This window comes from Vibrio penaeicida (assembly GCF_030689305.1).
In the GTDB taxonomy this organism is placed as follows: Bacteria; Pseudomonadota; Gammaproteobacteria; order Enterobacterales; family Vibrionaceae; genus Vibrio; species Vibrio penaeicida_B.
The window spans coordinates 63,491-82,432 of record NZ_JAUYVM010000009.1; the positions used below are offsets into that span (position 1 = coordinate 63,491).

Annotated in this window: 11 protein-coding genes; 8 read left to right on the plus strand and 3 right to left on the minus strand. The window is 43.9% G+C overall.

The genetic code is table 11. From position 1 onward, the window contains the following. Positions 1 to 132: 132 nt before the first annotated feature. Together Q8W40_RS15550 and Q8W40_RS15555 are read left to right on the plus strand one after the other, a co-directional pair. Positions 133 to 1,026: an isochorismatase family protein gene (locus tag Q8W40_RS15550; RefSeq protein WP_305398482.1), complete on the plus strand. Its 894-nt coding sequence runs from the start codon at positions 133 to 135 to the stop codon at positions 1,024 to 1,026. A gap of 55 nt (positions 1,027 to 1,081) precedes the next feature. Continuing rightward, positions 1,082 to 1,897, plus strand: coding sequence for a siderophore-interacting protein (locus Q8W40_RS15555; protein WP_305398484.1), 816 nt, complete (start codon positions 1,082 to 1,084; stop codon positions 1,895 to 1,897). A 91-nt stretch (positions 1,898 to 1,988) separates the two neighbouring features. Here Q8W40_RS15555 and Q8W40_RS15560 read toward each other — a convergent pair whose 3' ends face one another. Together Q8W40_RS15560 and Q8W40_RS15565 are read right to left on the minus strand one after the other, a co-directional pair. Next, a complete protein-coding gene (locus Q8W40_RS15560) occupies positions 1,989 to 3,617 on the minus strand; it encodes a (2,3-dihydroxybenzoyl)adenylate synthase (protein ID WP_305398486.1) in 1,629 nt (542 codons plus the stop codon). Between the two features lie 8 nt (positions 3,618 to 3,625). Further along, entirely contained in the window at positions 3,626 to 4,807 is a 1,182-nt protein-coding gene (locus Q8W40_RS15565; RefSeq protein WP_305398488.1) for an isochorismate synthase, read from the minus strand. A 271-nt stretch (positions 4,808 to 5,078) separates the two neighbouring features. On the opposite strand from Q8W40_RS15565, the gene Q8W40_RS15570 reads away from it, so the two are divergent. Continuing rightward, a complete protein-coding gene (locus Q8W40_RS15570; protein WP_305398490.1) occupies positions 5,079 to 5,864 on the plus strand; it encodes a 2,3-dihydro-2,3-dihydroxybenzoate dehydrogenase in 786 nt (261 codons plus the stop codon). Positions 5,865 to 6,053: 189 nt separating this feature from the next. On the opposite strand, the gene Q8W40_RS15575 is transcribed toward Q8W40_RS15570, so the two are convergent. Continuing rightward, positions 6,054 to 7,124, minus strand: a complete 1,071-nt coding sequence (locus tag Q8W40_RS15575; RefSeq protein ID WP_305398491.1) for a 3-deoxy-7-phosphoheptulonate synthase — start codon at positions 7,122 to 7,124, stop codon at positions 6,054 to 6,056. 368 nt (positions 7,125 to 7,492) lie between these two features. On the opposite strand from Q8W40_RS15575, the gene Q8W40_RS15580 reads away from it, so the two are divergent. From Q8W40_RS15580 to Q8W40_RS15600, 5 genes are all read left to right on the plus strand, one after another. Beyond that, positions 7,493 to 11,977, plus strand: a complete 4,485-nt coding sequence (locus Q8W40_RS15580) for an amino acid adenylation domain-containing protein (protein WP_305398493.1) — start codon at positions 7,493 to 7,495, stop codon at positions 11,975 to 11,977. 198 nt (positions 11,978 to 12,175) lie between these two features. Then, complete coding sequence (fepB, locus tag Q8W40_RS15585; RefSeq protein ID WP_305398495.1) at positions 12,176 to 13,141, plus strand: Fe2+-enterobactin ABC transporter substrate-binding protein; 966 nt, start codon at positions 12,176 to 12,178, stop codon at positions 13,139 to 13,141. Between the two features lie 19 nt (positions 13,142 to 13,160). Next, positions 13,161 to 14,198 carry a FecCD family ABC transporter permease gene (locus Q8W40_RS15590; RefSeq protein WP_305398497.1) on the plus strand — a complete coding sequence of 346 codons (1,038 nt, stop codon included), beginning with the start codon at positions 13,161 to 13,163 and terminating at the stop codon, positions 14,196 to 14,198. Next, entirely contained in the window at positions 14,195 to 15,256 is a 1,062-nt protein-coding gene (locus Q8W40_RS15595; RefSeq protein ID WP_305398499.1) for a FecCD family ABC transporter permease, read from the plus strand. Before Q8W40_RS15590 ends, Q8W40_RS15595 begins: the two co-directional genes overlap by 4 nt. Before the next feature lie 211 nt (positions 15,257 to 15,467). Further along, positions 15,468 to 18,938, plus strand: coding sequence for a condensation domain-containing protein (locus Q8W40_RS15600; protein WP_305398500.1), 3,471 nt, complete (start codon positions 15,468 to 15,470; stop codon positions 18,936 to 18,938). Positions 18,939 to 18,942: the final 4 nt, after the last annotated feature.

Sequence of the window (18,942 nt, forward strand, 5' to 3'; positions counted from 1 at the left end):
ATAAGCGACTAGAGCACGACACATTATCAATCTCAATGTTTTTACTTTAGTTGCTGAGCGCAAAGACCTGATTTATCGGGCTATTTAAATAGGAACGTCAGGCGCTAATTAGAGTATTAAGGACAATCAGAAATGGCTATACCTAAGATTGCGAGTTACGACTTGCCGGAACACAAAGAATTTCCAGAAAACAAAACGAATTGGGAAATTGACCCTAGTACCGCAGTACTGTTGATTCACGATATGCAGGAATACTTCGTGAATTATTATGAGGTGAACGCCTCACCTATGGTTGATGTTTTAAAAAATATCAATGAACTTAAAAAGAAAGCCAAAGAAGCCGGTATTCCTGTGATTTATACGGCTCAACCTGCCAATCAAGACCCGAAAGACAGAGCGTTGCTCACTGATTTTTGGGGACCAGGGTTGAACGGCGAAAGTACTCCCGTCGTTTCGGTTCTTTCACCCGAACAAGATGACATTGAATACGTCAAATGGCGTTACAGCGCGTTCAAGAAAACACCATTGCTTGAATACATGCAAGAAAACAACAAAACTCAGCTGATCATCTCCGGTATCTACGGTCATATTGGCATTTTGTCTACAACGCTTGATGCTTTTATGCTGGATATTCAGCCATTTATAGTTGGGGATGCCATTGCGGATTTCTCACGTGAAGACCATGTTCACACATTGAATTATGTTGCCAGCAGAGCGGGTAGCGTCAAAACACTTGGCAAAGTTATGAGTGAAATACAGACCACCGAAGGCTCTGTACTTAGCCTCAATGTATTGCAGTCTGACGTAGCAGAAGCATTGGGTGTTTCTTCTGATGATCTTGATGTGAATGAAAACTTAATGTTTGTGGGACTGGATTCCATGAGAGCAATGACACTTGTTGAAAAGTGGAATAAGCAGGGGGCCAATGTTTCGTTCTCTCAACTAATTGAAGCGGTGTCACTACAAGAGTGGTGGCAGGCTATTGAACCAACTATCAATCATAAGAAAGAAGAAGTGTCAGCATAACCATGTTCACATGAGGCAACATGAGCTTCTCCAGTTATACACAAGAGGTAAACCAATGAGCGATAATCCAGAGCGCTTATATCCGATGTTATTAAGCTTCGTACGTAAGGAATACGTATCTAAAAACCTTCTACGAGTGACGGTAACAGGTGAAGACTTAATAGGGTTCCCTGAAGATCAAGGTGGTACCCATATAAAAGTATTTTTTCCAAATAGGGAAAATGGGATATTGCAGCTCCCGTATAGGGAAGGTGAAACGGTTGTATGGCCAGAACATAAACCAGTCCCTAGAGCATATTCAGTCAGAAAATACCGTGCGGATGTGAATGAACTTGATATCGATTTTGTTACTCATGGTGAAAATTCTCCCGGTGGTGGATGGGCACTCAAAGCAAAAGAAGGTTCTCAAATCGGGCTTGTCGGTCCAGCAGGACCAGACCCGTTGATTGAACCTGCTGATTGGCATATTTTTGCTGGCGATCTTACTGCAGCCCCTGCTATTAGCGCGATTTTGGAAGTGTTACCGTCTGACACTGTTGGCTATGCGTTTATTGAGATTGATGATATTGAAGACAAACACGACATCAAGCACCCAGAAGGTGTTGTTGTGAAGTGGATTCTAAGGGAACCAAAAGATGGCCATGCTCAGTTAAGCAAGGCTATCATTAAGCTTACCCCTCCGAGTGGTTCAGAGACTCTTTCTGCTTTTATTGCGGGTGAGAATGAAAGTGTTCTCGCTTGCCGAAAAGTGCTCAGAGAAGAATATAAACTGACTAAGAAAGACATGTATGCCATTCCTTACTGGAAACGAGGTAAGGATGAAGAGGCTTATCATGATGAACGCCATGAGGTAATGGACGAAGAGTACTAATTTCTTCAACAGAACCTAGCCTATCCAACAACAAAAACCGACTTCACTGAAGTCGGTTTTTTAAATTTTTGTTGAAGAGAAAGGCTTATATTTAGGCTGAAGTGTATTCCTCTCGAAGCTTTTTCTTGTTGATTTTACCAACGGAAGTTTTTGGTAATGATTCGACAAATTTAATAAGGTCAGGGATTTTGTAATCCGCTAAGCCGCATTCGCGCAAGAAGTATTTAAGCTTGATCGGGTTTACTTCGGTCCCTTTTGCTTTAACGACAACCGCACAACTGCGCTCACCCAGATAATCATCGGGTATGGCAATTAAAGCGACATCATGAATACACTCATGTCGTAGCAACTGATTCTCGACTTCTTCTGCCGCAATTTTTTCGCCTCCTCGATTAATCTGGTCTTTATCTCTCCCCGTTACAACGATGTTGCCATCTTCGGTGAGTTTGACAATGTCCCCAGTACTGTAAAAACCTTCTTCATTAAACGAGCGGCGATTATGCTCTTCTGCGCGGTAATAGCCACGAATGGTGTAAGGTCCTTGAGTAAGAAGGAAACCCTCGTCTCCTACTGGCACACTAGCTCCATTTTCATCTACGACCTTTACTTGATCATGCTCAGAAATAGGTCGACCTTGGGTAGAGGTAATCACTTCGATAGGATCGTCTAGGCGAGTGTAGTTAACCAGCCCTTCAGCCATACCAAATACCTGTTGAAGTCGGCAGTCCAGTATGTCTGGTAACGCCTTCGCAGCTGTCTCGCTAAATTTTGCGCCGCCCACCTGAACGAGTTCAAGACTTGAGAGATCATGGGTTGTGGACTGAGCTTGATCCATCCACAGCAAAGCGAGTGGAGGAACCAAACCAGACACCGTCACTTTATGATCTTCAATTAGTTTAAACGCCGATTTTGGTGTCGGGTCTTGAGTCAGAACCACGGTTCCACCCGCAAAGAATACCCCTAAAGCACCCGGGGAACTCAACGGGAAGTTGTGGGCGACAGGCAGCGCGCAAAGGTAACGAGTATTTTCATCAAATTCGCAAATGACGTTGCTGCCAATAACGCTGTAAGCATAGTCATTGTGAGTGCGGGGAATCAATTTTGGAGTCCCCGTTGTTCCACCGGACAATTGAAAGAACGCTAAGTCTGATGCATCTGCAGTTTGAATATGATCCGGTTGCCCTTCGATATCCTCTAATGCGGTGAATCTATCGTCTTGAATACTTGAAGTATTACCACGCACAAGCACGTGCTTCAGCGTATTATCTTCATCAAGTACCTGTGTTGCTAATCCTTGGTAGTTAAACCCTGTATGTTCACCATCGATAATGTAAGCTTTCGCTTCGGCGTGTTTACAAAAATAAGAGATTTCAGACAATCGATGAGCGGGCAAAGCTAAAACTGGTCGAATGCCTTTCTGCAGCAATGCAAAGTAGCAGAGGTAGAATTCCGCTACGTTTGTCATCTGCAATACGACGTTGTCACCTTTGACTAATCCTAGCGACTGAAATCCCGATGCGAGTTTGGAGATACGCTCGGCTAGCTCTTTGTAGGTGAATTGGCGCTCACCGCATACCAGTGCAATCGAGTCACCATATTGGGTTACAGAGTGCTGAAAATGGTCGAAAAGCGTTTTGTCTAACCAATACCCAAGTTCTCTATATTGCGTGTCCAGAGTTTCTGGCCACGCTGTAAAATCTATTTGATTATTCGAACCCACAATTCCACCTAAGCAGTCAGCATGTCTTTAAGTTGGATCCCTGCCGCAGTCAAAATGGTGTTCATCTTCGCGCCTGTTTCATCCAGCTCGCTTTGCGGTTGAGATTCATCAACAATACCTGCACCGGCAAATACTTTCATTTGTCGCTTCTGTACTTCTGCACAACGGATGGTGACCACCCATTCGCCATTACCTCTTGAATCACACCATCCCACCATGCCAGTAAAGTAACCGCGGTCGAACTGCTCCAGTTTTCTGATTGCATCGTAGGCTTTTTCGCGAGGATAACCACAAACCGCTGGGGTAGGGTGCAGTTCTGCCGCGACCTTAAGCACATTGATTGCTGGGTCATTGACTTGTCCTTCCAGAACCGTGGAAAGGTGCAACATAGTCTTTGTTTCAATAACCGAAGGAATCATAGGCGTATAAAGGTTGTAGCAGTACTTACTCATAATGCGTTCAACTTCTTCAACGACCAAACCGTGCTCGAACAGATCTTTGTTTGTATTCAGTAGAGAGTCGACTGATGCTTTATTCAGTTCTTGAGACTCCGATCTTGGGCGAGAACCAGCAAGGGGGTTAGAAATTAAGTGGCTGCCTTTTTTAGCGACAAGAAGCTCGGGGCTTGCACCCATCAGCTTTTGGTCTTCACTGATGTTTGCAGCAAAGGTGTACCCCTTAGAATTGATCGACAAAAGATTGCGAAGCAAAGCTTGCTGCTGAATATCCGTGTCTGTTGCAACTTCAATTGCACGAGAAAGAACAACCTTTGAAAGCTCTGTGTTAGCAAACATATCAAGTAGGTCGGATACCCCTTGTTTGTAATGATTGCCACTTGGTGAAGAAATCACTCTCGCGTCAGAAGATGATTGAGAGTTAGGTCTGAGTGCTCTGGTGCTACTCGAAACATACAGTTTCTCTGGAATGATAAATTTAGTTGGGTTTTCTTCATTGAACGGCACAACACCAAATAAAACTGGATTATCCGAATCCGACTTCTTTGCAGCCTGTAGCATTTCGTTGGCTTTAGCCGCCAACTGGGTAAATGGAATGGATTGATGAAATTCATTCTCGACACCTTTACCCATCATGGTGTTATCTGGAGAAGCGAAGAAAAACGGAGAAGACAATAGTTCATTGTCCAATAGTTCACTTTCCATTTTTGAATAGCCAATCACTTCACGTTTCATAACAGATCCCTCTTGAAATATAGATCGTGACGATGGGACGCCGTACCAAAAATCAGATGTTAGATTCTGTCTAAGGTTGGAGCATCTACATCGGGTTGCTTATTTTGGGAACTAAGATTACAGTTACGAACGGGTAAATGCTAATGATAATAATTACCATTTGATGTTAATTCTCATTATTAAACATTGGTCACAGTTATTGCCTCTTTCCTTTAAATAAATGTTACTAAGAGAGCTTTTTTGTTTATTTTTCATACGGTAATTTTCATATATGTCAAAAATTCTTGAGGGAAATCACGTTTTACTGACGGGTGCTGCAAAAGGTATTGGGTTTAGCACACTAGAGAATTTGCTCGAAGCAGGGGCGAAGGTGATAGCAACGGATATAGATGTGGATCTATTAGCCACCAAATCTGATTCTCTTTCTACGCAATATCCTGACAAGCTTCAGGTGTTCAAACTGGATTTGTCCAAACCGGAACATGTGAAAGAAAGTATTCATCAATGGATCCGTGAGTATGGGGAGTTTGATCACTTAGTCAGTTGTGCAGGCATACTTCACTTAGGTGCTTTGTGTGATATGGCTTTAGAACAGATCGAGAATACCTTTATGGTGAATACGTTTGGCGTTTTGTCTGCAATGCAGGCTGTATCGACGAGTATGAAAGCGCGGCGTAAAGGTAATATTGTGGTCGTGGGGTCAAATGCAGCAAATACACCTCGAGCAAATATGGGAGCGTACGCTGCATCAAAATCGGCGCTGCATATGTTTGTGAAGTCGGTAGGTATTGAGCTCGCACCATTGGGTATTCGATGTAACATTGTCAGCCCAGGTTCAACCCGTACGGAGATGCAGCTACAGCTTTGGAATGATGATTATGGTGAAGAGCAGGTGATTGCAGGAGACGCAAAACAGTTTCGATTAGGCATTCCACTAAATAAAATTGCCGAACCTAACGATATTGCTCAAACCATTTTATTCTTGATGTCTGATGCAGCTAATCATATCACTATGCATGACCTCCGCGTTGACGGCGGAGCAACGCTTGATAACTGATCTGACATCTTGAGCTCTGGTTGTTTTAGATTTTGAAAAAGAAAATGGCGCTTGATGCGCCATTTTTGCTGTCTATTTTCACTTGCCATCTGTTATCACTACCACTCAATCTAACTTGACGACTGTTCTCACTTAACGAGCGTTTTAACATCCGTAATCGATTGCTTAATTGGGTAAGGTTTTAATTCGCTAGGCAACAGTTGAAAATTGCTTACGCTTGGCTTCTGCTTTTGCATTCGAAAAAATATCGAGAATGGCGACTGTATCTTCCCAGCTGAGGCATTCATCAGTAATAGATTGCCCTTTAGTGAGTGGGAAATCACCAATGCTCTGTGCTCCTCCAACTAGGAAGCTTTCAGACATCACTCCAGCAATGTATTGTTCACCATCGATGATTTGTTGCGCGATATCTTGGGCTACATTGAGCTGGTTTTTCGCAACTTTTAGGCTATTTCCATGGCTACAATCGACAATTAGGTTTGGGGTTAAGCCACTTGACTCTAGCTGCTTTGTTACTTCACATACGTGTTCATTGGAATAGTTTGGTTTTTTCCCGCCTCGCAGAATAACGTGTCCTGCTGGATTACCTTTGGTTATTGCGGCAATAGGTGCTTCACCGAATCCTGAAACGCAAATAAGATGGGATGACTTAGCGGCATGAATCGCATCAATTGCGATATTGATATTACCATCTGTACCGTTTTTAAACCCAATAGGGCATGGAAGCGCCGAAGCCATTTGCCTATGAGTTTGGGATTCTGTAGTTCTGGCTCCTATTGCACCCCAGCAAATCAAATCAGAAATGTACGGGTAAATGGTTGTATCCAAAAATTCGGTTGAGGTAGCCAGCTTTAAATCGATGACGTCTTTTAGGAACTTTCTTGCAACAAACAGCCCTTTTCTCATATTGTGGCTGTCATCCAAATCAGGGTCGACAATGAGTCCTTTCCATCCCACTCGGGTACGAGGCTTTTCAAAATAGGTTCGCATTACGATGAGAAGTTGGTCGCTATACTTGCCCTGTAGATCCGCTAACTTACGGGCGTATTCCAAACCAGCTTCTGGATCATGGATCGAACAAGGACCAATGATAACCAGTAGTCGGTTATCTTCCCCGTTTAAGATTTGTGAGATTTCTTTTCGCTTCTCACTGATAAACAGCTCACTATCTGAATCCAAAGCGATTTCATTCACCACATCTGGTACTCGTGGCAGCGAACCGATAGGGGTAGAGTGAATCAGTTTTTGTAGCTCTTGCATCCTTCCTCCTACAAGAAGTGTTCCTTGATGCTTTACCTTTAACGAAGTTGAATCCAGTTAGGACCTAGCTGGACCAAATTAAGCAAATGATAATCATTATCATTTTAGGTGGGAGATTATTAAGATATCAGCAGCATAATGTCAAGCCTATTATCTGAGGGGAATTCGACGTTCTTAGTAAGAAAATCAACGATATGTCAGTAAGTTATTCAAATACTCATTAATCTTCGTTGATATACAACCGCTCTCACTAGTTACAAATGATAATAATTATTATTAATGTTTGAGTTTCATGCCGACCTAGTGTATTAAATTACCCAATTTAGCCTCGTGGCGTATTTAATGGATTAAATAGTGTGGAAATTGAAATGAAAGAACTGACAACCATACAAGCAGCTTATTTGGTCGGCAGACAATCTGGTCAATCGATGGGAGGAGTAGCCGCTCATATTTATGCTGAATTTGATGGAAAAAATATTAACGAGGAGCGGTTAGCACTTGCGGTAACTCGGCTTTATGCTGAGCACCCTATGCTAAGAATGAAAATCACCCCTGAGGGGCAGCAAACCATTTCTCCTTTGTCCTCTATTCATAAGCTTGTTGTTGACAGCATCGAACACTTAAACTCGGAAGACACCGAGTCATTTTTACTAAACAAACGTGCGACTAAAACGGATCAAAAGCTCGATTTAGAGAACGGGCAATGCATAGAAATTAGCGCCACCTTTCATTCAAAAGGTCAATGCCGCCTTCATATCGACGTGGATATGATTGCTGTTGATGCGCAGAGTTTTCGAATTTTAGTAGAAGAGTTAGCTAAATTTTACACAAATGAACAATCAGAAAACGACGTTCCGGAAGGGATTCCTTTTTTTGAATTTTTAGAGGGACAAGCCGCAGACAAATACCTAGTCTCGAAAAGAAAAGAAGACAAAAAATGGTGGCAAGATCGATTAGCAAGTGTCGCAGATGCGCCTGCATTTCCTTATGTTAGTGAGAGTATTGATCGCCAACATGGGCATAGCCAGCGATTTACTCATTTGTTCACACCCGATGAGAGAACGTCCATTGAAATCCTGGCTAAAGCGCATCACTTAACTCAGACTCAGCTCTTTTTGACGCTTTTCTCACAAGCGATTGGGAGTTCTTGTAACGCTCCGGATTTCCGATTGAATGTGCCCACTTTCCATCGAGGGTTTTATAAAGGTGATGTTGACGCAATCATTGGTGATTTTTCCAATTTGCTGATTTACAGCGCCAGTTTAAAAGCGCAAGAATCTACTCTTAACCATTGTCGTCGTACAGCCAATCAGCTTATTCAATTACTTAGCCATGAACACTATTCAGGTGTTGCGTTGATGCGTGATCTCTCTCGTCATTATGGTACGGTGCAAGCGTCACCTGTAGTATTTACTTCGGGTCTGGATTTTGATGGAGATAACCTGTTCACTGATGCTGTCACTACGGCATTCGGTAAGATGAATTGGGTGATCTCTCAAGGTGCTCAGGTAACTTTAGATGCTCAGATAGCCCCCGCATACGATGGAATATTCGTGAATTGGGATGTGCGGATGGATGTATTCCCTGAAGGTTTTGTTCAAACACTCTTCGATAAGTTTATAGCTATCGTAAGATCGTTGGCAGCCAACCCAGAAAGCATCCATCTCTCATTGGAACAGACGTTGGCAAATCTGGGGTTTGATTGTCCTTCACTACCTCTGAAAAGCGCATCACCTAAGCCATTGACTGAACTTCAAAAATCTTATCTCTTAGGTCGTTCCACTCAGATTCCGATGGGTGGCACTGCAATGCATGAATTCAGGGAATACCGAGGCAAGATCGACTCAAGCGTTGTTGAATCCCGTTTAGAAGCGTTAGTAAAAAAATACGACGCACTTCGCACGCATATCGATGAGCTTAAACTGTTCCAACACGTTTCTTCTAAAGCAGTTCGTAACTTTCATTCTCACGATCTTCGACACCTTTCCGTTGAACAATCACTGGAAGAAATAGAATCAATTCGTGTGGCAAGTAGTCATGCGATGCACGATCTCTCAAGGTCTCCCTGGTCTGTATCTGTAATCCAATTACCAGAATCGGAGTTGGATTATCAAACAGTTGTATTTACCAGTTTTGATGCGTTAATCGTTGATGGAAGAACACATTCTCTTATTCTTTCTGAGTTACTGAAAAAGAATAGCAATCAACTGCAAGAGGTCAGCACGAACCAAGCGCCTGTTTCAAACCAACAAAGCAAAAAAGATAACGCTAAAAAACTTGCAGACGAAACATACTGGGAGAACAAACTGAATCCAGAATGCGCGCCACCTTCACTTCCTTGGAAGCAACGATTAGAAAACATTAAAGCTTCACGTTATCAACGAGAAAGTATCGTCATCGAGAAATCGATGGTGACTCAGTTAACGATGGCGAGTGCTTCTAACAGTTTGTTCTTAAATTCAGCCCTTTCAGCTCTAATTCTTGAAGGGATGTCTTATTGGACTAACGAGCAAGAAATGAGGGTAGGTTTTCCTGTTGCTATCCCGCAAAAAGATCGTCCACTGGGAAATGACTCGACGTTTGTTATTCTGGAATACAGTAAAAACGATGGCACCTTATTAGAGCGTGCTCGAAGCATGCAGAGTGATATGCTTGAGGCTCTCGACCATTTGGATTTCTCGGGTGTTGATATTAATCGACAACTCATGAGTTCCCGCTCGACCTCATTGGCGTTACCTGTAGTGGTCACCAATGGTTTGGCGTGGGATACCTTGTCTGAGGAAGACGATTTGGTGTTCTCCTCCGGTGTGACTCAAACGCCTCAGGTTGCTCTCGATATTCGTCTAAATTTCGATGAAAGTAAGAATCTTGTTCTGAGTTTCGACTATGCTGTTGACGCCTTAGACAAGCAAGTTGTTGTTTCGATACTCGCGTCAATTGAACGCCACGTGCAATCGGTGTGTGAGAATAATCATTTCGATGTTGCTTCGCACGAGGTTGTAAACCTTGATCATTACAAACTGAACTGCGACCCGTCGGATTTTGAATGCTCTAGGTTTCTAGCCAAGATTGCAAAAAATTTGGGTGGCGATGCTTCGAATGATATCGCGGTTATTTGTGGCGAAAGACAGATAAGCTACAAAGCTTTTGGGGAAGATGTACATAAAGTGATGCAACATATTGCTCACCTTGGCTTGAAGCAAGGTGATGTGTTGGCGATCTGTTTACCAAAGAGCCCTGAACATCTGGTTATGACCATCGCATGTTCGCTGTCCGGTATCATTTGGGTACCTATTGATGCTTCATCACCAGAAGAGCGGTTGGATTATTTATTAAGTAATTGCAATGCTAGCTTGGTGGTGAGTTTTCAGCCTTCTGGTCGAGCACACTCCGTGACCTATAAGTCGCTTTTGCAACCCGTTGATGAAACCTACGTTTTGCCTTCCAACGATGAGTTAGAAGCGTTTAGTAAAAGTGAGTATGGCTCTTACTACTTGTATACCTCTGGGACAACAGGAAAGCCCAAATGTGTGGTGATGAACAACAGAGCGACCTCCAATGTCATTGGGGAAACCTGTAAAGCGTGGGAAATTACATCTGACGATGTTTTGATGTGCGTGACACCTTTCCATCATGATCTTTCTGTGTTCGATATCTATGCGTCATTCTCGACGGGCGCCACCATTGTATTACCGGCAGCAGGAGAAGAAAAAGACGCAATCAGGTGGAATCAGTTGGTTGAGCAGCATGGCATTACCATTTGGCAATCGGTGCCAGCACTTATGGAAATGCTGCTTTCCTGTATGCAGGGTGAAAAACTGAAATCTTTACGGCTAGTTTGCCAGGGTGGAGATTACGTTAAGCCTAAGACCATTGAAGAGCTTCGAGCGCTGGAGCAAGATATCCGCATGGTTTCTATTGGTGGCCCAACGGAAACGACGATCTGGAGCGTGTGGCATTTTGTGACAGACGAGGACATCACTGTCATTCCGTACGGTCGACCATTCCCTGCAAACCAATACTTCATTATGGATGGATTAGGGAAGCACGTTCCACAAGGCGTTGTTGGCCGAATCATGACAGTCGGAGCAAACCTTGCTTCCGGCTATTTGGAAGACGGTGAGTTGAAACAAACTGACTATGTGACGATAGTGGACGATCAAGGCAATGAAGCCAGAGCCTTTAGAACAGGGGATTTGGGTTATTACCGTGAAGACGGAAACATCATCTTTGCCGGACGAGTTAACGGTTACGTTAAGGTTAGGGGAGTACGCGTCTCGCTTCCTGACGTCGAGAAAGAGCTCAATCGATGCCCTGTGGTTGAACAGGTACTGATCGTGGATTATACAGAGCGTAATGGTGATATTGCTTTGGGGGCAATTTATACCGCTGCCGAAGGTCAATCTGCAAATGCGGCAGATATACGTGAATTTGCCCAACAGTGCTTACCAAACTCTCATATTCCTTCTCAGTTACTGGAATTAGATAAGCTCCCACTTTCGCGAAACGGAAAGTTCGATCGAAATCAAGCAAGAGAGCAATTGATTCTCTCACTTGGTCAAACAGAACCAAGTACAACTCAGGTTAAACAACGTACTTCTAGACAAAGCAGCTCAATCGTTTCAGCGGTTGAACCGAACTTCGCAAAAATCATAGAAGCTTATGAACAAGTGATTGGGAAGCGAATAGAAGGTTTTGACGAAAACAGTGCATTTCTATCGCTCGGGCTAAAGCCTTCTCACCTTAAGGGTGTATCCACTCAACTTAGCCAAGCGTACGGACGTAAAGTGTTTGCGCGAAGCTTAATTAAGTGCAGAAACGCGAAAGAGGTGCGTGAGGTCATATCGAGCTGAGTGTTTATCTATTGTTATTCATTGGTATCTGCAAAGAACTTGGAAAGAATTGATCATTCCAAGTTCTTCTCCTCAAAATGGATCAGAACATGAGGTTCGATCCTAAATCTTGAGGTCTCTGGGTAGGTATCAAGCTAACGTTCACCGAGTACACACTTCACATCATTAACCGTAATACTAATTTAAGTTGTAAATAAAATGAGAATAAATTTTATATTTAAAATCATCATCCTACTTTTGATTTCAGTTTCAGCATCTGTTTTTGCGAAACCATCATCGGCAACCAATGACTCGTATCCAAGAACCTTTGTTAATGCCGATGGTTCTGAAACGGTTATTCCTACTAAGCCAACCCGAATCCTTTCTACATCAGTAACGATAAGCGGTACTTTGCTTGCTATTGATGCTCCTTTGATCGCGAGTGCTTCCAGCTACGAAGGGTGGTTTTTTAGACAGTGGGGGAGTTTGGCGAAGGAACGTCAAGTCGAAAATGTATGGCCAGCGGGGAGCGTCGATTTGGAGGCTGCGTACATTTACGAGCCTGATTTAATTGTAGTGGCATGGCGTGGTGCCGATTCCGCACGAGATCAAATTGCGGAGTTTCAACAAATCGCCCCGACCATTGTGGTGGACTATAGCACACAATCTTGGCAGGACTTAGCCGTCAAACTTGGTGTTGCAACAGGTCTGGAGAAACAAGCGAATCAGCGTATCAATGAGTTCGAGCGATTTGTCGAAGAGAGCAGGACTAAAATAAAGATCCCAGAAGGGGAAACGAACATTGTTGCCTATTTTGGTGCTGGAGCGACCAATGCAATCGCACTGGAAACAGGTGTTCATGCTAAGTTGCTTTCCGATCTTGGGTTCAAAATGGAAGTACAGAATCGCCAATGGCACGACAATAGTGTTCCACTTTCCGACTTCTTGCGAGTGCATTTTGAACTGCTTACACAGCTTAAGGCACAAACTACTTTCTTGTTAGAGGCAAATGAAAAAAGCGCTAAATTATTTATGCAAGACCCCATTCTCGTCAATCTTCCTTCTGTGAAAAAGAACCAAGTTTTTGGACTGGGCATGAGTTCCTTCAGAATCGATATGTACAGCGCAACGGATATTGTGAATAGAATTGTTGAACGGTTCGGCAATCAGCCTGATGAAGGCTAATGGGTAAAGGTTCTCTGGAATGACGATCATCATTCATAGCAGGTCTGCAGAGCTTTCTAGAGACGCCAAAAGACGTATCTGGATTCTCATTGGGCTTGGGCTGTTGTTGGTTGTGTCTTGCTGCAGTATTTTTATAGGCACACACACTATCTCACCTAGCGTGACCGTGGATGCAATATTGGCATTTGATCACAGTAACAGTGACCATCTTTTGGTTCAGCACTTGCGAATTCCAAGAACACTCCTCGCTATCGTTGTGGGCGGAGGGCTAGGTGTTTCTGGGGTTATCATGCAAGCGTTAACCCGCAACCCATTGGCGGATCCTGGGGTGTTAGGAGTGAACGCAGGTGCAACAGTTGCAGTCGTGTCGGCCATCGCGTTTCTTGGTGTCTACGAAGTGGTCTACATTATGTGGTTTGGCTTGTTGGGTGCGGCTATTGCAGGCGCGAGTGTGTTTGTTCTCGCAGGCATTAGAAAGGGAGTTAATCCCGTCAGAGTTGTACTAGCCGGCGCAGCGCTGTCCGTCGTTTTACTCTCACTCACTCACATGATCACAGTCAATAGCCATGAGATGGTGTTTGAACAGTTTCGTCACTGGTCAGTCGGTTCATTTCAGGGGCGTGGCTATGATGTGGTGATTCCTACCTCAATGCTCATTACATTTGGATTACTTATAGCGTTCTCATTAAGTAAAGCCTTGGATACCGTCTCGCTAGGAGAAGACATTGGGCATGCCCTTGGCGTTAACCCTATCAAAGTATGGTGCCTTGCTTCCATCGCGATTGTGAGTTTGGCTGGTGCTGCCACCGCAGCAGCAGGACCGATCAGCTTTGTTGGTCTTACCGCCCCTCATATCGCACGAATGCTGTGTGGTCCCGATCATAAATGGTTAATGCCATTTTCATTGCTTATCGCGTCGATTCTGACCTTGCTGGCCGATGTGTTAGGACGAGTTATTGGGCATCCAAGCGAAATCAGTGTTGGAATCATGATTGCGTTGATTGGCGGTCCGTTCTTTGTTTTTCTTGTTAAGCGTTGGAAAATTTCTCAACTATGATTCTTCCAAATTCTCTTTCTCGTCAGCAAAGTCATGACTGTGTTTGGTGCATTGGTGATTACTCTGTTTCTTATCAGCCGCTGCATATCGTGGTCGCTTCAGTGCTTCTGTTCATCATTTTTACACTTTCCGCTTATTCGATGACGTTGGGTAAATTTAATATCTCCATGATTCAAGTTGTCGACGCAATAGTGGGAGTGGGAGAAGGTGGTGTCAAAGAGCGAGTGATACTCAATATAAGATTACCGAAAGTACTAACCGCTGTTTTTGTAGGGGCGGCGTTGGGAATATCTGGAGCTGTTTTCCAGTCGGTTTCTAGAAATGCCCTTGGTTCACCAGATGTCATTGGATTTACTACTGGTGCTGCGACAGGCGCAATTGCGCAGATTGTTTTGTTTGAACAAGGGGCGCTAGAAGTCGCGTTAGCGGCAATCGCCGGTGGTATTCTGACGGCGATCATTGTGTATCTCTTGGCAGTAAAAGCAGGGGTAGTTGGAGGCTATCGCTTAATACTGACTGGTATTGGCATTGGGTCTATTTTAAGTGCGTTGAATGGTTTGATGCTTGTAAAGGGAAGCCTCGACAGCTCGATGACGGCTAACCTATGGCTTGCGGGCTCTTTGCATGCAAGGACATGGACACATGTATATCCTGTACTCCTCGGTGTGTGCTTACTGTTGCCTGTCATGATGATTCTGAAGCGTTCATTGTCCATGGTTGAGATGGGAGATGATATCGCTACTCAGTTAGGTATTCGAGTTGAACGTGTGCGGCTTTCGATGATTTTCTTTGCTGTGATCTTAGCGGCGCTTGCAACGGGAGCTGCTGGTCCTATTGCGTTTATTGCTCTTGCCGCCCCTCAACTAGTCTGTAGGCTAAGACAGTCACAAGCATTGTCACTATTCTCCTCTGCGCTTATGGGGGCATTACTTGTGTTGGCAGCGGATATATTGATCCAGTGGCTGCCATTTCAAGCCAGTGTACCCATAGGTCGAATGACGGGCATTGTAGGTGGTATCTACTTGATTTGGTTACTAACTCGGTCTCGTCAGTTTTAGATTCTCGGTGCTAACAACAATATTGTATTTAATACAAATGAGAATGCTTTACATTAAGCTTTATTGAGAATAAAGTACCCCACAGACTTATATATACCCAAGTGACCACAAGAATTTAAAGCCTCATCGAGCAGTATTTTTGCCTGTAGCTATGTGGCTTTGGCTCCCATAAAGGACAACTCTGAGCTGACTCAGAGTAGGAGAAAGGAACATGACAAGTAACAAGCACCACTTGCAGGAAAAGAGTGGGCATGGCAACGCAGTAACGGAATTTGAAGAACGAGTTTGGATGCACCATCAACAGAATGAAGATGGAACAAGTCAATACTCTGCGGCTTATCATCTCATCGGTAAAACCAATATAGGTAGGTTGGTTTCTTCATTAAGTAAACTCCCTCAGTTTGTGCCGTCCCTTAATGTTTGCTACCAATTCGATGAAGATGCTGGACTACTGAAATCGGAAGGAAATGCTGCTTCTCAAAGCATCAATATTGAAGCAGTGGATTCCGTTCAAGATGCGATTTCTCATCTTCAAAGTAAACAATCCACCCCAATAGTTCTGGAAACTCAGTCACCAATCCAATTCACCGTGTATATCTGTGAAGAAAGTGAGGTTGTACTGGGCGTAATTTCACACCAAATACTGAACGGAGAAGTGTCTTGGAAAGAAATTTTCGAGGTACTGAGTTCCTTATACAATCATGGTCTCTCTGTAATTGACTCGGCTATTCAAACCTCTAACCTTATTGGCTTTACGCCATTATCAAAATTGCGAGATCTCTCAGAATCCCGCTTGCCGTGGATCAAGCGATCCACACAAGATATTGAATTGGTTCAAACTGGAGTCAGTGAGGATATTTCGTCTTACTTGCAAGCGCCAGTAGCACGAAAATTTGCAGCGTCGATTCAAAGAAATAGCTACGAAAAACGTTTTGGAAGAACAATGAGCGAGGTAGAAATCCTTGCTGCAACAGCGGTTCTTTTTGCTCGCTATGTTTCAGAATCTAATGGGTTAGAAAGCTTGGATGTGTTTGTCCCAGCGGACATTAGCCAAAAAGATCGCGAGATCAACGGGTCCATGATTGAATCGGGTCTAACACACTTGACGTTAGGCGACGTCAATGTCGATCTTGGTCAAGCGATTACGGAAGTCGTGGCACACCTAAATTCTGAACGTCCTTCCGCTGCTTACTATGACACATTTTCTGAATCTGCAGCCCTGGTGACGTGGCTTGTTGACCCAGCAGACTACATTTCGATGGAAGATGTCGAAGCGAAAAAGCTGCCTGTTGCTCCGCTGCACCCGAAATTTGAGGTATCTCTGGGCGTTGGTATTGATCAACAAGGTGAACTTGGGTTTGAACTCGTCACAGGTTCATCCGTTTCTCCTCACATCGGTGCGTACTTGTTCGAGCAATTTATCGCATACATTAATGGTGAAAGAGTGGCTAAGCCCGTTGTTGAGGCGCAGAGTATACTTTCAAAAGACGCGCTGAAGCCAGTTATCAAGCAAACTCGTTCCATTTCTGATGTGATTCTAGCCGAGTTCCGAGAGGCTCTAGCTTCCGATAACATGACCAAAGACGATGACTTCTTTGACTTTGGCGGGCACTCGCTGATTGCGACCAGAGTGATTGGTCGCCTGCTAACGAATCATGGAATAGAAGTTCATATTAACGATTTGTTCAGTCACCCAACGGCTACCGAGTTAGCAAGGCACGCTAAGAGCGACGATAGTATTGAATCGGCAACGGAAGCTGAAACAACGAAAACCTCCTATGTCGAACTCATTTTGGCAGAATTCCGAGAAGCGTTGGCTTCGGACACAATGACGGCAACAGATGATTTCTTTGATTTTGGTGGGCATTCACTGATTGCAACCAGAGTGATAGGAAAATTGCTGACAAACCATGGAATAGAAGTCCATATTAACGATTTGTTCAGCAACCCGACCGCGGAAGAGTTAGCAAAGCTTGCCAAGAGTGACGATGAGATTGATTCGATAGAGACAACTGTAGTACAAGCTGACCCGAAGAAAATATCCAATGTAGAGCTCATATTGGCAGAATTTAAAGAAGCGTTGGCTTCTGATTCAATGACAGCGACAGATGATTTCTTCGATTGTGGTGGGCACTCGTTGATCGCAACTAGAGTCATTGGTCGCTTACTGACAAATTATAATCTAGAGGTCAATATTAATGACCTGTTTAGCTACCCAACAGCGCAATCATTGGCTGAACATGCAGTGTCTCGTTCATCAGTGCAGGAGGAAGATCAAGGCGCTAGTTCTCAGGTAGGTTCGTCCAGCGCACCACTGTCGCTTGCTCAAAATTCATTATGGAAAGCGATCACCAAGTACTCCAAATTCGGTTTAGACAATATTTTCAATTTACCATTCGCACTGCGTTTCTTAGACGAAGTTGATGAGGTGGTATTTGGAGAAGCATATCGAGATATTCTTGTTCGCCACACGGGGTTAAGGACTCAGTTTTTTAATAACAATGGCAACCCCATTCAGACGGTGGTTGATGCTAAAGACATCGACAATTACAAGTGGTTCTGGACGTCAGATGAATGTGAGAGTGAAGACAGAGACGAATTTCTAAAACAAGAGGCAAGTTATGCCTTCGATTTAGAAAATGAACTACCTCTCAGAATGCGCTTCATTCGCTGCAAAGAGTCGGGTTTGCAATTTCTATCCATCTTATTCCACCACATTGTTCTAGACGAATGGTCGGTAAACTTGATGATGGATGAGCTAGTACACGCCTACAAACAGCGTTTGCAGGGTAAGTCTCCAATTTGGAGAAGCGAACCGCTGGCATTCCATGAGTTTGCTCGTCAACAGAGAAGTTCGGATGTCAACCAGAAGCATTTGGACTACTGGCTGGACAATCTGAAAGATGTGCCTTGGGCGACGCCTATTTTCCCAGAGGATCATCCTTTGAGTAATACAGCTGAAACGTCTGTTGGAGAAGGCGGGTGGGTTGAAATTCAAATTGAAAAAGAGGTAAGGGAAGGGCTTTATGCACTTGCTAAATCTCAACGTGCGTCTTTATTTAACGTTGTTTATGCGTCAATTGCGACGTCGTTGCACTTTTTAGGTGCCCCAGAAAAACTCATTGTAGGTACGCCATCAGCTGGGCGACTGGATGCAGAGTACTTTGATACCATTGGATATTTCACCACTATTGTGGTGCATTTGGTTAAGTTTGCTGGCGTTAAGACAGTCGCGGAACTAATAGCCCAAGTGAAAAATAATATCAATGAGTCCATGTCCTATACAGACATTCCTATCGACCTTATCGAAGAGGGGCTTGTTGAAGGTGAACCAGATGTTGATGGTCACATGTTCGAAGTGTTCATTCAGCTTCATGCTAAAAACAAGTTTAATGGTGCTCTTGAACTGCCAAATGGCGATCGACTGGATTTCCAGCAAGTTGATCCGGATAAAAGTGAATCCGGTTTAGGTCTGCAATTTGAAGTGATGGAAGAAGTGGTTAACGGCGAACAAGTTCTGCGTGTAATGATGAGTTACATGTCAAATAACTACAGTTCAGCTCAGGTTGAACTTTTGTCTGACACGGTAAGCGCCCTGTTTGCTGAGTTTGCTAAATCTGCAAAAGGTGACCAATCGCTTGAAGCCATCAAAGGGCGAGTTATCGATTCGGCAACGGTGTAACGCT

What these genes read in the sequence shown, in the direction of transcription:
- Q8W40_RS15550 (WP_305398482.1), top strand. Translation starts at nt 133, where the DNA reads ATGGCTATACCTAAGATTGCGAGTTACGACTTGCCGGAACACAAAGAA.
- Q8W40_RS15555 (WP_305398484.1), top strand. Translation starts at nt 1,082, where the DNA reads ATGAGCGATAATCCAGAGCGCTTATATCCGATGTTATTAAGCTTCGTA.
- Q8W40_RS15565 (WP_305398488.1), bottom strand. Translation starts at nt 4,807, where the DNA reads ATGAAACGTGAAGTGATTGGCTATTCAAAAATGGAAAGTGAACTATTG.
- Q8W40_RS15570 (WP_305398490.1), top strand. Translation starts at nt 5,079, where the DNA reads ATGTCAAAAATTCTTGAGGGAAATCACGTTTTACTGACGGGTGCTGCA.
- Q8W40_RS15575 (WP_305398491.1), bottom strand. Translation starts at nt 7,124, where the DNA reads ATGCAAGAGCTACAAAAACTGATTCACTCTACCCCTATCGGTTCGCTG.
- Q8W40_RS15580 (WP_305398493.1), top strand. Translation starts at nt 7,493, where the DNA reads ATGAAAGAACTGACAACCATACAAGCAGCTTATTTGGTCGGCAGACAA.
- fepB (WP_305398495.1), top strand. Translation starts at nt 12,176, where the DNA reads ATGAGAATAAATTTTATATTTAAAATCATCATCCTACTTTTGATTTCA.
- Q8W40_RS15590 (WP_305398497.1), top strand. Translation starts at nt 13,161, where the DNA reads ATGACGATCATCATTCATAGCAGGTCTGCAGAGCTTTCTAGAGACGCC.
- Q8W40_RS15595 (WP_305398499.1), top strand. Translation starts at nt 14,195, where the DNA reads ATGATTCTTCCAAATTCTCTTTCTCGTCAGCAAAGTCATGACTGTGTT.
- Q8W40_RS15600 (WP_305398500.1), top strand. Translation starts at nt 15,468, where the DNA reads ATGACAAGTAACAAGCACCACTTGCAGGAAAAGAGTGGGCATGGCAAC.